Genomic DNA, 13,260 nt, shown 5'->3' on the forward strand with positions numbered 1-13,260 from the left:
TACAATCATATTTTAATGATGATTTTTCCAAAATGTAAATTTGAGACCATCCTATCTACCGCTTTTGGCAATTCATCAAACTTGTAAATTTCATCAATTATGGGTTTAATCTTTCCGTTGGCAATTGCAGGAAGAACATCCATTTTAAACTTATTCACCAATTCAAATGTTTCATTTTTCCCTCTCATTTTGCTTGAAACACCAAAAAACTTTAAACGTTTTGTATGTTGTAGACTTGAATCAAATTGTGCATTTTTTTCACCATCGACCGACCCAACTGTTGCCAATCTCCCCTTGTATGCCAACATACGAACACATTCAGCAAAAATACTAGCACCAATGTTATTAATAATGAGATCAACACCTTTGCCATTGGTTATTTCTAAAACCTGGGCTGCCAATGATTCACCCGGTAAAATCAGCCCATAATCAAGGTCATGTTTTTTTAATAGTTGGAGTTTTTGCAGAGATCGTGACGTGCCGATCACCCTTGCGCCGATAAGTTTGCCAAGTTGCAATGCTGCGAGGCCAACACCAGAAGAAATCCCTGCAATTAGAAGCCATTCGTTTTTCTGCAAAGATCCTCCAGGCCAGAGCATATCGAATGCAGTTTGGTAGGTTATGGATGCACAAGCTGCTGTTTCCCAAGACAGTCCTGACGGTAGCAACAAGGCGTTACCTGCAAGTAAAATAGCTTTTTCGGAAAAGGCTGCTCTGGATCGTCCCATGACCCGATCGCCTAAACGCAACTGCTTAACGTTTTCCCCCACTTTAATTACCACACCAGCACACTCTATCCCACAAGCTTGATAATCAGTTTCATCCGCTGAAACAGTTTTGTTTAGAAATTCTCCACGATTTAATGCGGCGGCCTGTACCTGAATGAGTATTTCGTCAGATTTTGGTTCAGGTGACGGCACATCACGCAATTGAAAATGTCTACCTTGAATGCTGTTTTTCAAAAACCATGACTTCATTATACTTCATCCATTCTTGGTTAAATATCTAAGATTGATATTGATGTTGTTCCCGCCCTTATGGCATTTTTTGACAATGTATCTGTGACGCTTTTGATCCACCGGTAATAAGGATCTCTCCTTTTACTCCCAAAATACTACGTTATGACAACTTTGATATTTTGCGCCACTGAGCGATACGAAGTTGATACCCATTGGTTGTGCAAGCACACTGATCTTCAGCGTCCCAACAATTATTCCGCTGGTTGACCCACCTGTATTGTTCCGAGGATAAAACTTCCCGCTGATCATAGGAGACAACCCCTGAAGCGCTAGAATAAACCTTTTTAGAATCGTTATCCAGTGCAGACAACTCAGGATCAAAAGAAATCATTGCGTTAAATAGTCACGTTTTTATTTCTCACCATCCTGATGTTGAGTTTGCTTCTCGAAGAGATAATGTCCATGGACAGAACCTCTATTTTCTGAAATCGGTATTATGTCCCCGTATACTCTTCCCCGAGTTTTGCGAGCGCAGCGCCGGTTTACGTAGCGGAAGCAACCTGCCTTGGCAGGCGCAGGTATCGGGGCGACCTCTTTTGGATACTTTTCTATGTCGCGATAGGAAAGTATCTCGGTTGGCGGGACGAAACCCGCTGGTCTGCGTTGATCAGATATAAAAAAAGACTATCTCTGGCTGATACTTCCACCAGAGTGATAGAAGCTTGAACCTGCCCCTTTTTGCCAACTGAACATTGATGACCCCTTATTGAAACTTCTCCATTGACATTTATATATCAGAATACTATTCTTTGATAAGCATATCCTAATTTTCCTCATTAGAGGAAAAATCGGCACCATCCGAGTAGCTAAAACTGCGGGTCTGTAAGAGAGAGTCGGGTTCTAAAAAATACTAAAAGTTCCTCTTTAGCATATAGAGGGACTTTTTTTGTAACCGATCAGTCTTGAGGAAACATTGAGTAGACCGACGGCCTGACGGTTGTTGCGCAAGGTAGTGTAAAAAAAGAAATCTACAACCATAAAGGTCCTTACCCACTGGTTGAAAAGTGGCGGTCAATATTGGCCCGTTTTATCTTAAGGGCAAGAGAACAGAACGAACACAGGATCAACGATGTCCCCTATATAACTTAGGTGGGGTCTGGCAGGAGATCACTATGAATGTTGGAATTGGATATTGCAATGATCGGGATGCCTTCGGCGCTGGTCATAGTGCAGCGACTGAAGCAGCGCGTAAAGGTGGAATGACCAAACCCGATTTAGCTTTAGTTTTTTGCTCTGGACAATTAGATCCCGACGAATATGTCAAAGGGGTCAAAGAGGTCATCGGTGATACGCCAATTGTTGGTGGTTCTGCACTAGGGATCATCACCAACGATGAGTTATCTTACAAGGGCGCACCTTCCGGTGTGGCACTGCTTCAATCTGAACAAATAAAATTTCAAATTGTCTCCGCTGATCAACTTGATGTTGATACGGTTGCTGCGGGTCAAAACCTGGCTGAACAGCTTGTAAAATCAGCAACCGATCGCCTCCTGCTGATGTTCTATGATTCAGTAAAAACTCCTGCTTCTGCAACTTCTCCCCCTCAAATGAACGCCTCTCCGGCTTTAATCGCCGGGATAGAATCGGTTCTATCCTCTGCGTTTCCGATCATTGGTGCCGGGGTCGTCGCTGATTTTCAATTTTCAAATACCCATCAATTCTGCGGTGACAGCATTGGTCAGCAAAGCGTCGTCGGTGCTCTGCTCTCCGGGGATATACATGTTTACAGCAGCGTGATCCATGGCTGCTCTCCAATTGATGGCCGCTATTACCAGATCACCAAAATGGATGGGGCTAATCTCTATGAACTGGATGGAAAGCCAATCGTTGACATTATTGACGAGCTGTATGGCAATCAAGACTGGCGCAATCAGTTTCCGCTCAAGCTATTGACCATTGGCGTGAATAACGCGGAGAAATTTCAGCAAAACCAGCAGGACGAAAGCAATTATGTCAACCGTCTTATCACCGGGATGCTACCGGATGCCAGTGGCATCGGGCTTTTTGAGCCGGACTTGAAGGAAGGGATGGAGATTCAATTCATGCTCAGAGATGGGAACCTGATGATTGAATCCGCCCGAGATAATTCTGAAAGGTTACTCAAGCAAATCGTTGCAGAGGGGAAAACACCTGTTTTTGGACTGTACATCAACTGTGCGGGGAGATCGGCAGAATATTCGAATACTGAATCCGAAGAGGCCGCAGAAATCCAAACAACAATGAATAAATATTCTGTCCCCTTGTTAGGGTTTTATTCAGGGGTTGAGGTTGCCCCTATTTATGGACGCAACCGGGGACTTGACTGGACCGGCGTCTTAATGATCTTAGCAGAGGACACCTAGCATGGAAGAACCTGTCTCTGGAACCGCAAACTTACAAAAAAGGTGTGCTGAGCTCGAAGCGCAATTGGCTTATTACAAAGCGATTGCTAACGATACGGGCAAAAAAAGATTGCGAGAAGTTGAGCAGTTAAATCACCTCATCGCGAAAAGCAGAAGCGCCGAACATGAAAAGCAACTTGGCTACGAGCGGCTACTGACGATATTAGAGAGTGTTGATGCGGGAATATATGTTGCAGATCTAGAAACCAATGAAATCCTGTTTATGAATAAAAAAATGGCACAGGCTTTTGGTCATGATGCACTCGGAAAACCTTGTTGGAAAGTCTTTTACAACGCACCAAAACCCTGTGATGATTGTATCAATAAACGGTTGGTCGACGAAAATGGAGAGCCAACCGGTCTACGCTCTTGGCAGGGAGAAAACCCACTGACAGGAAAACATTATGTCTATTATGACCGGGTCATCCCCTGGACTGATGGCAGAATGGCCAAGATTCAAAGCGCGACAGATATTTCTCAGCTAAAAAGCATGGAAAAACAACTACAACAAAAGTACAAAATGGAAGCCATTGGGACAATGGCGGGAGGTATTGCGCATGATTTTAATAATATTCTCGCCATCATCATGACCAACCTGGAACTCATGCACCGCATGGTAGAAGACGGGAACCCGTTACTGCCCAGAATTGAGAACGCCAAATCAGCGTCTTTGCGCGCCAGTGAACTGGTTAAACAAATCCTCTCTTATTCCCGTCACAGCGAGCAAAAACTCATCCCATTGCAACTGTCTGCCGGGGTGGAAGCCTCCTGTAAATTGATGCGCTCAACGATTCCAGCAAGCATTGAAATGTCAATTCAGATTGAGGATGAAGCTCGCTCAGCCATGATTAAAGCGGACTCAACTCAAATTGATGAAGTGCTAATAAACCTTTGCAACAATGCCGCTTATGCTATGGGCGAAAAAGGATTACTGACGGTTGCATTAACGCGAGAAAGTTTGAAAGAAGGAACTTTCCCCATGCAACCTCGAGGAATGACAGAGGAGTGGTTAAAACTTTCCATCTCTGATACCGGGCCAGGAATTCAGCAAAAGATTCTTGAAAAAATATTCGATCCATTTTACACCACAAAGCCCATTGGCGAAGGAACAGGGATGGGGTTGTCGATCTGTTATGGAATCGCCAAACATCACAATGGCTTTATTGTCGTCGACAGTCTGCTCGGTCAAGGGACTCATTTTTCAGTTTACTTTCCTGTTGTCGAAGCCAAGGAACTTCAAAAGAAGGAGAAGCAAGTGAAAACTTCTCCAAGAGGCCATGAAAAAATATTATTGGTCGATGACGAGAAATTGCTCGCTCAATCAATCAGTGAATATTTAGGAGCGCATGGCTACAGCGTTACGGTTGAAAACAATAGCCTAAGAGCGCTTGAACTCTTCAAGAAAAACCCTGCCATGTTTGACTTTGTGATTTCGGACCAAACGATGCCAGAACTCACAGGGATTGAATTTGCCTCAGAACTATTAAAAGTACAATCAGATCTGCCTATAGTTTTGTGTAGTGGATATAGTGCTTCAGCCTCAAAACAAAAGGCCAAAGAAATGGGGATTAAAGCATTCCTGATGAAACCATTAGCGCCTCAACGTCTCCTTGAAAAGATAAGAACGATCCTGGATGAAAACGCGTGTCTGTAATCAGGCTCATCATATTCTCTCTCCAGTCGGCACAGATCGAATCCAATAAACCCCAACCCTCAATCGATACAAGCGGTGACCTTCTACCAAGTGCAGAATACATGATAAATTTTCTTTAGCCGTCGATGATCGGCTTTCGACAGTCTGGTTAGTGTTTCCCCGCCACAAGAGTTAGATTCACCTATTGTCAACCTGAGAAAAAATCAACAAATAGTAATATTTAATTTGACACCTATAATTATTAGCTTAAAATAACCTTCGAAATAAATGGGAAAAGTAGCGATATCTGTGATCCTTCACGCGCGATACATCTTCTACTTCAACCCCTGTCTGTAACGACTTTGTCCTGCGTCAAATCATGATCAATTCAAGGAGAAAAAAAAGATGAATGAAGTTGCTGTAGCCCCGATCAAAGCAAGTGATGAAAAATTCTGTTCAGAATGTGGTGCCACTATCAAAGAAAAAGCCGAAATATGTCCAAACTGCGGTGTGCGTCAACTCGCCCCTCCCTCTGGGGTCAATCTTGGTCCAGTCACCGCTAATGGTAAAAATAAGATTGCTGCAGCGCTATTTGCATTCTTTTTAGGTAGTTTTGGTGCACACAAATTCTATCTCGGTCAAGTTGGCATGGGGATTTTGTACCTGCTTTTCTGTTGGACTTTCATCCCCTCCATTGTTGCCTTCATTGAATTCATCCTTCTTCTGGTCATGAGTGATGAAACCTTCAACCGGAAGTATGGCAGAGCGTAAACATTATCCCCAGTCGTTTGAACTGTCATCTCGATGACTAAAACCCATGACGCAGTGGAGTCATTCAGTGGCTCCGCTGTTTCTGCTTCCACATCAATCAACCGTTATTGACTTATTATTAGGGATGCAACAGCATCCTTCTGAGTCCTTTAATGACGGCATCAAGAGGTTTGGCCGGGATTGTGACTTGAATAGCAGTCGTATCGGTCAGTCGCTGTTGCAATCCCGGCAACAACGCTCCCCCGCCCGTCAACAGGATACCGCTCTCGATAATTTCGCAGTTACTCGTAGGGGGCAGTTTTTGTAACAGCTTGCTGACCGTATCCAGAATCTCAACAACCAAGGGCTCGATCATTGCTTGTAAGGCAATCTGCCGTACCGAGAGATCCCATGCGACAGAAGTGCTATCTTGTACTTTGACTTGAATATCGGTTGCCATCGGTCGCGCGGTGTAGGTCCCTGCCAAGGCAATCATTCTTTCGACTTCAGCGACATCGAGGCAATACCCCCAACAGCGTTGAATGGTCTCCTTGACCACGCTGCGAAAGGTGCCGCAACCGACGTTGGCGACCTGTGATTCAAGGATCTCACCGTCTCGAATAATGGCACAATCGGTCACCCCGTCACCAATATCGACAACCATCTGCGCATAGGGAGAGAGAATATCAACATCAGCGCCGATGGCAGCAGCATAGGGTTCGGCCACAAAGGTGACGGCACTGGCCCCAGCTTGATGGAATGCCATAACCATCGTCTCACGTTCGACAACCGCTAAATTGGTGGAGAAACCGGCAACAACACGGGGACAGAGCAGACCGAATCTTCTAGTTCTGGCGAGGAATGGGGTGAGTAAGTTCGCAACGGCTTCGGGATTGGTCAATACCCCATAATGGAGCAACGGAGACAGTACCGTAGGGATCGTCACAACCCCACTTTCTTTCGTCGCGACACGGACAAACGCGGTCCCCAGATCAATGGCCACTTCCTGACGGTAGCGGTTTTGACTCCAAGAGTTTGACATATCAGACAAATCTCAGTTCCAGTTATTGCGGTCGTGCAAACAAACCCTCGCGATCATAAATATTCACTTGGCGAGTGATAGTCATAAGCTGCGAGATCAATATGATTGCCTGACACGGCTGCCACGTTGATCGACGGCAAGATCGCTACAGGAGATAGTCCCCCGCCGCTTCAGGCTGATAGAGAACTTCCTCAATGCGGATAGTTTTCTTCCCGTTAAAGATTTTCCAGGTCACCTCATCTCCTGCGGCATATCCCAGGATCGCCGCGCCAATGGGACTGGTAATGGAAATTCTCCCCTCGGCAAGATTAGCACTGCTGGGAAAAACCAAAGAGACCGATCTCTCCTGCTGAGTGTCCAGATCAAGGTACCTGATCCGCGAATTGAGAGTCACGATATTGGCTGGGATTTCATGGGGAGGCACGATCGTACAGGTCTCCAACTCGTCTTCAAGAGAACTCAAATCTTCGCGGCTATTTTGTCCGCCCCGGCTCATACTTTCCAGCAGCAATTCTAAACGTTCGTAATCGTAGGCGGTGATGTAAACAGTTCTTGGCGTCATTCTAGCTTATCCTTTTTCAACCACTGAAACGCAGGTCAGCGCACGGAAATCTCTTGGTGTCCCGCAGTCAGAAAGTTAACTTCGTTATTCAAGCAGAAATGGAATCCCTGGCCGGCAAAGGGGCGTCGATATAGAGCATCTCGTTTATTTCATGGAGATAATAAAAAGCACTAATCTCTCGGCTGTGCATGGTTATCCCGTAGAGTTCGGACAACAATGCACCGGTATCCTCCCAGGTACGATCTGAGGCCCCACAAAAAAGGATATCGTTAATAAGCTGCGGGTTATTTAATTTCTGGCACATGAGCTGATAGACTTGTTTGGCTAACGATATGTGTTTCTCGTAGTAAGCCAAATCACCACTGTCCACAAGGTCGCAGTGCAGTGATGATGAGTGCTCAGCAAGCGCCAGACACTCTTTTCTTGACATGGTGTTCGTATGAAAATACGTCCCAAAATAGACAATCTGTTGATTGATATGGCTTGAAACCTTGATGTGATTTTCCAAAACCAGCACTCCACCCTGTTTAGAAGATCTCCACAGCGAACAAATATCGAGTCAACGCAATACCATTCCCCTGTCGAGAAGATCGTTTTTACATCTGCCGCGAAACGTAATGTAAAGAATCCTACGATTAAGAGGTATCGGCGTAAATACCATTATGTTACACATATAATGCCTATCAATTATAGGCATTGCTTGCAGAGGAGAGTTCATCATGTCAGAGAGAACCTGTCTCAAACCAGAAGAGTTGAAATCGTTGCCGACTCAGGTCCAGCCGCCCTGCCAAGGACAAAGTCTAGGAAAAGATCAAGCCGACAGTCAATTGACGATTCAACTCCGAGAGCGGGTCAAGGAGCTGAATTGTCTCTACAATCTCACTCGCCTGATCGAGCAGAGTGAGGCTTCAGTGGACCAACTGTTACAAGGGGTCGTCGAGCAACTCCCTGAATCCTGGCAGTATCCAGAAATTGCCTGCGCCCGGATTTGTCACAATAAGCAAACCTATCTATCAAATAACTTCAATGTGACACACTGGAAACAAGAAGCAGCGATTATGATTTCTGGTCGTCAAGAGGGGCTGGTTGAGGTTTACTACACGAAGAAGATGCCACAGCTCGACGAAGGCCCATTTCTGCAAGAGGAGCGGCTCTTAATCAACACCGTCAGTGATCACTTGGCCAAAGCTCTGGAACGGATCAAAACCCAGCGGCAACTGCAGATCGAGCGACAGGCACTGCAGGATGCCAATGCGGCACTGCATGATTCTCTGGCTCAAAGTCAGCGGGAAAAAAAGATGATCGGGGCATCGATTCAAGCCAAGATTGACAAGATCATCACCCCGATCTTTTATGCTTTAGAGGCAGAGATGGATGTTCGGCAACTCAAATATCTGCAGCTGCTCAAAAGAAACCTGACCGACATTGTGGCCCCTTTTGTCGAAGGACATCAGGAGATACTGACGCGACTCAGCCCGGCTGAACTGCTGATTTGCGATATGATCAAACATGGGCTGTCGTCTAAGGAGATCGCCAACATCCGCGGCATTTCACCTGCCACGGTGAATCGTCAGCGGGAAAGTATCCGCAGTAAACTCGGACTGACGAATCGTAAGATCAACCTCGTCTCGTATTTGAACTCTAGTCAGGAAGAATGAAAGCGACCGCTCAGAACAGAGAAACACACACTGACAGCTGGCATCAAGACAGAATCGTCAGCTGGATTCTGGCTCGTCTATCATCTCCACCCAGAACGTACACCCGCCACCGGGGGTCTCTTCCACCCAAGCCCGGCCGCCGTAACAATGGGCGATTTTCTGTACCGTGGCCAAACCGACCCCAGATCCCGGAGACCCTTTCCCTGCCGTCCCACGAAAGAAAACTTCGAAAATTCGGCTCCGCTCTGCAGGAGGAATCCCAGGGCCATGATCACGGACAAAATAGCGAACCTTCGCCCCTTCGCGTTCTCCGCCGACCTCGATGGGCCCACCGTGAACTCCTGCGTATTGCAAGGCGTTACCAATCAGATTGGCAAAAACTTGAAATAGTAATGACTGCGATGCATGGATAGTCACCGAAGGTCCATTGATCACATTCAATTCGGCCTCGGCAGATAAATATCCCAGGTCCAACAAAACATCATCGACCACCCCGTGAACCGAGATTGGCCTCTTCGACCGCTCAGCGCGTCCAACCCGGGCGAAACGAAGCAGGTCCTCCATGGTCCTCAGCATCCGCCTCCCCTGTTTCTCGATCTCAGACAAAACATCCAAACCTTGTTCATCCAACTGTTCTTGATACTGCTCCCGAAGAAACTCAGCAAATCCGATAATCGGGGTCAGCGGTGTCCGCAAATCATGCGAGACGGTATAAACAAAAGCATCCAGTTCCCGGTTAGCCGCCTCCAGCTTCTCCTCAGCTTCCTTACGAGCGCTAATATCGCGGATGCTCGAACGAATCCCGATGTAGTCTTTGTTGACGTCGTAGATCGGCTGCCAGGATGCAGCAACCCAAAGAATGGTCCGATCTTTACAACGGATGCGAAAGCGCACGTCGTTCCCTGAAGATTGCTTAGTGAAGCTACACAGAAACTCTTTGGCATCAACCTCCCAATCTTCCTCATGGATCAGGGCGCGGGGGAAATCAGCCATGGACAGACACTCAGCAGGAGAATAACCGGTGATCCGCAGCACCGACGGATTGACCCACAACAGGTGCCCGTCTGGAGCCTGCCAGCTTTCCCAATCGTGAGTGAAATCGGCAATAGCCTGAAACCGCTCTTCATTCTTACGCAGCGCATCCACTACGCGGCGACGCTCTATCTCGACCGCTGCACGGACGGCAATGACCGACAGCATTGATTCCGCTGACTTGGTTAGCGTCATCGGTTGACGCTTGCAACCGGCCATTATCCCAATGGCCTGCCCAGCAGAATCGTACAGAGCGACCCCGAGAAAACTCTCAGCAGCGCTTGCAGCCAACCACTGGTCCTCAGGAAAATCAACACCCACATGTTCCCGATACTGACAGCTGCCGTGACTGAGAATTTGCCCCCACACTCCATTCGTAGCCGATAAGTCTGTCAACTCGGTCAACTCCCCCTTTAGGGAGCGGGCAATAACATTAAGCCGCTTTTCAGGATCGGCCGACAATTCGATTAAGAGGGTGGCATCGAAGTTCAAGGCTTCGGCAAGAAGTTCAGTTAACAGATGGAAAAAACCGTTGCCACTTGCTGACGAAATACCCTGCACAATTTTCTGAAATATCTTTTCCATAAAAACAGGTCTCCCTACCAGTCAATGGGGCACGACTCCAAAAAAAGGAACAATCCAAGGAGAGATCATAGCAAAAGGTCTGACTTGACTTCAAACAGGCAGGAAAAAAAGTAACCCCCGGCAGTTTTCCGGGAACGGAAAATCAGGGCTGATTCGGCAAGGCAAGAGGGCTGAGCCAGAGCCCCTTACCCCAGATGCGCAGGCCCAAAAGACCATGGCTCAGGACGTGGTTCGGGTGCAACGAGGGTTATGACTTTTTCTTTAATGTCACGTCCCCTTTCTGACGTGATTTACGTTTGCGCAAACGCTGTACTTCATGTTGCCGTTTTTCAGCCAGTTTGATCAGCTTGTCCTGACAACTGGCGGCCCCTTTCCGTGGATTGGGATTTACCGACTGGTAACTGCCATCAGCTTGAAGCTCCCAAGCGCCTACTTTGTCGTGCAGTTGCAGTTCCATAAATTCTCGCAGTTGCTCTCGCAATGATTCCTTTTCAACCGGGACCAGTGCTTCTACGCGAAATTCCAGATTGCGCTTCATCGCATCGGCAGAGCCGATAAAGAACTCCTCGTTGCCGTTATTGTGGAAGTAATAAATCCGTGCATGTTCCAGAAAACGACCGACAATAGAGATGACCCGAACATTCTCGGACACCCCCGGAATCCCGGGAAGAATCCGGCAACTGTCACGCACTAAAAGTTCAACCTTCACCCCTGCATGCGCTGCCCGGTAGAGCGCCTTGACGATGTCAACATCCTCCAGAGCATTCATCTTGAAACGGATCAGCCCAGGATGGTTTTTACTGTGACAGGCCGCCTCCCTCCCGATTTTATCGATCAGCGTCTTTTTTAAGATTTTGGGAGCAGGAAGAAGTTTCTTGTAGTCACGTTTCGGGCTGAATCCCGTGGTCAGGTAATTAAACAGCTCTGTCGCATCCCGACCGACATCCTTATTGTAAATGAAAATACCAATATCAGAATAGAGCCGAGAAGTGACGGGATGATAGTTACCGGTCCCAATATGCACGTAACGGCGTAACCCCTTAAAGTCCTGCCGGATAACCAGGATCACCTTGGCATGCGTTTTTAGACCGACAACCCCATAGGTGACGTGAATCCCTGCCTCCTCCATCCTTGATGCCAGCTTGATGTTGGCCTGTTCGTCGAAGCTGGCTTTCAGTTCAACAACCACGGCAACCTGTTTGCCGTTTTGTGCGGCTCGAATCAGATAATTGATAATTTCACTGTCAGGGTCGGTTCGATAGAGGGTCATCTTTATCCCTCTAACCTTCGGATCCGTTGCCGCTTCATAAAGAAAACGGCCGACAGAGGTCGCAAAAGATTCATACGGATGCTGCAATAAAATCTCTTTGTGCTCACGGATGGTGTGAAAAATATTCCTCTCTTTGGTGAGCAAAGGATGGTCAATAGGCAGATGGTTCACCTCTTTGAGTTCGGGCATCTCCAAACGGTAAAGTTCCCAAAGGTCACGCAATCCAAGAAGACATCTGGAAACGGCAACATCCTTTTTCTCATCCAGACCCATTTCAGCGGCTAACTGACCACGGTGCAATGTGGACATATCAGGGACAACCTGAAGCCTGACAATCGGAGCAACTCTTCGATATTTCAGGGTTGTTTCAATCAGCTCTAACAAATCATCAGCATGCTCTTCATCTTTGCTGGTATTGGCGTTACGGGTCACCCTGAAGAGCTCACAACTGACGATTTCCATCCCGGGGAACAGCAGATCCAGGTTGTTTTCGATTAAATCTTCCAGTAAAACAAACTTGAGATCATGGGGATTCACCCGCTGGAACCGGTCTGCACCAGAGCCGACAGGGACCTTGACACGAGCCAGAGAGATATCCTGCTCATCCGGGTAACGGAGGGTCACAAACAGGTTAAGAGAGAGATTCGAAATAAACGGGAACGGATGAGCCGGATCGATTGACTGCGGGGTAATCAGGGGAAAAATATTATCATAAAACTGTTCACGGATTTGTTCCTGTTCCTCACCCGTCAGTTGATTGCACTTGAGGATCTCGATCCCGGCCTTGGATAAGTCATTAAAAAGGAGATCTTTGGCTACCCGTTCTTTTTCGGATTGGTAGGTGTCGATGTACTGGTGACAAGCATCAATCTGCTGCTGCGGGGTTAAGCCGTCCACTGTGGTCTTCAGAATTCCGGCGATCACCTGCTGCTTCAGCCCGCCGATACGCTTCATATAAAACTCATCCATATTGGAACCGGAAATAGCGAGAAATTTAACCCGCTCCAATAGTGGACTTTTTTTATTTTTGGCCTGATAGAGGACGCGATCGTTGAATTTCAACCAGCTCAGTTCACGATTCTGGTAGAGAGAGGGGTTGTTGAAGTCAATCCCTGGAACATTGCTTCCCACTGGAACCTCCTCCATAGGGAAAAGAGGCGAAGATAATAATTCATCAGAGACGTCTAAAGGGGTCAGATCCATATAAATGCACTTTCTGTTCTAAACTGATTCCAGTATCGGGGAAAATACAAAGTAATGCAGAGTAGAAAAGAAATGTAAGCATCCTGTTAGAAATCCTGAAAAATCATTTATTCTCTGGAAATTAA

Annotated in this window: 10 protein-coding genes; 4 read left to right on the forward strand and 6 right to left on the reverse strand. The window is 46.9% G+C overall.

Annotation, left to right across the window (positions count from 1 at the left end):
• Positions 1–5 precede the first annotated feature (5 nt).
• A complete protein-coding gene (locus BLU87_RS08165) occupies positions 6–977 on the reverse strand; it encodes a quinone oxidoreductase family protein (protein WP_092346585.1) in 972 nt (323 codons plus the stop codon).
• 1,154 nt (positions 978–2,131) lie between these two features.
• Between BLU87_RS08165 and BLU87_RS08175 the strand changes: the two genes are divergently transcribed.
• The 3 genes from BLU87_RS08175 (at position 2,132) to BLU87_RS08185 (ending at position 5,804) form a co-directional block, all read left to right on the forward strand.
• Positions 2,132–3,361: an FIST signal transduction protein gene (locus BLU87_RS08175; protein WP_092346591.1), complete on the forward strand. Its 1,230-nt coding sequence runs from the start codon at positions 2,132–2,134 to the stop codon at positions 3,359–3,361.
• A 1-nt stretch (position 3,362) separates the two neighbouring features.
• Positions 3,363–5,054, forward strand: coding sequence for a hybrid sensor histidine kinase/response regulator (locus tag BLU87_RS08180; protein WP_092346594.1), 1,692 nt, complete (start codon positions 3,363–3,365; stop codon positions 5,052–5,054).
• Between the two features lie 384 nt (positions 5,055–5,438).
• Complete coding sequence (locus BLU87_RS08185) at positions 5,439–5,804, forward strand: TM2 domain-containing protein (RefSeq protein WP_092346597.1); 366 nt, start codon at positions 5,439–5,441, stop codon at positions 5,802–5,804.
• Positions 5,805–5,922: 118 nt separating this feature from the next.
• Here BLU87_RS08185 and BLU87_RS08190 read toward each other — a convergent pair whose 3' ends face one another.
• From BLU87_RS08190 to BLU87_RS08200, 3 genes are all read right to left on the reverse strand, one after another.
• Complete coding sequence (locus BLU87_RS08190) at positions 5,923–6,825, reverse strand: rod shape-determining protein (RefSeq protein WP_139167498.1); 903 nt, start codon at positions 6,823–6,825, stop codon at positions 5,923–5,925.
• 145 nt (positions 6,826–6,970) lie between these two features.
• On the reverse strand, positions 6,971–7,387 hold the full coding sequence (rnk, locus tag BLU87_RS08195) for a nucleoside diphosphate kinase regulator (RefSeq protein WP_092346603.1): 417 nt from the start codon (positions 7,385–7,387) through the stop codon (positions 6,971–6,973).
• Between the two features lie 88 nt (positions 7,388–7,475).
• On the reverse strand, positions 7,476–7,895 hold the full coding sequence (locus BLU87_RS08200) for a hypothetical protein (RefSeq protein ID WP_092346606.1): 420 nt from the start codon (positions 7,893–7,895) through the stop codon (positions 7,476–7,478).
• Between the two features lie 211 nt (positions 7,896–8,106).
• Here BLU87_RS08200 and BLU87_RS08205 point away from each other — a divergent pair, with 211 nt between their 5' ends.
• Positions 8,107–9,045, forward strand: coding sequence for a helix-turn-helix transcriptional regulator (locus BLU87_RS08205; RefSeq protein WP_092346608.1), 939 nt, complete (start codon positions 8,107–8,109; stop codon positions 9,043–9,045).
• A 57-nt stretch (positions 9,046–9,102) separates the two neighbouring features.
• On the opposite strand, the gene BLU87_RS08210 is transcribed toward BLU87_RS08205, so the two are convergent.
• Together BLU87_RS08210 and ppk1 are read right to left on the reverse strand one after the other, a co-directional pair.
• On the reverse strand, positions 9,103–10,662 hold the full coding sequence (locus BLU87_RS08210) for a sensor histidine kinase (protein ID WP_092346610.1): 1,560 nt from the start codon (positions 10,660–10,662) through the stop codon (positions 9,103–9,105).
• A gap of 247 nt (positions 10,663–10,909) precedes the next feature.
• Positions 10,910–13,063, reverse strand: coding sequence for a polyphosphate kinase 1 (gene ppk1, locus BLU87_RS08215; protein WP_245706418.1), 2,154 nt, complete (start codon positions 13,061–13,063; stop codon positions 10,910–10,912).
• Between the last annotated feature and the right edge of the window lie 197 nt (positions 13,064–13,260).

Origin of the sequence: Desulfuromusa kysingii, assembly GCF_900107645.1 — a bacterium.
Classification (GTDB): domain Bacteria; phylum Desulfobacterota; class Desulfuromonadia; order Desulfuromonadales; family Geopsychrobacteraceae; genus Desulfuromusa; species Desulfuromusa kysingii.

Bases quoted from the DNA above. Each gene is read 5' to 3' on its own strand.
- BLU87_RS08165 (WP_092346585.1), bottom strand. From the start codon at position 977: ATGAAGTCATGGTTTTTGAAAAACAGCATTCAAGGTAGACATTTTCAA.
- BLU87_RS08175 (WP_092346591.1), top strand. From the start codon at position 2,132: ATGAATGTTGGAATTGGATATTGCAATGATCGGGATGCCTTCGGCGCT.
- BLU87_RS08180 (WP_092346594.1), top strand. From the start codon at position 3,363: ATGGAAGAACCTGTCTCTGGAACCGCAAACTTACAAAAAAGGTGTGCT.
- BLU87_RS08185 (WP_092346597.1), top strand. From the start codon at position 5,439: ATGAATGAAGTTGCTGTAGCCCCGATCAAAGCAAGTGATGAAAAATTC.
- BLU87_RS08190 (WP_139167498.1), bottom strand. From the start codon at position 6,825: ATGTCAAACTCTTGGAGTCAAAACCGCTACCGTCAGGAAGTGGCCATT.
- rnk (WP_092346603.1), bottom strand. From the start codon at position 7,387: ATGACGCCAAGAACTGTTTACATCACCGCCTACGATTACGAACGTTTA.
- BLU87_RS08205 (WP_092346608.1), top strand. From the start codon at position 8,107: ATGTCAGAGAGAACCTGTCTCAAACCAGAAGAGTTGAAATCGTTGCCG.
- BLU87_RS08210 (WP_092346610.1), bottom strand. From the start codon at position 10,662: ATGGAAAAGATATTTCAGAAAATTGTGCAGGGTATTTCGTCAGCAAGT.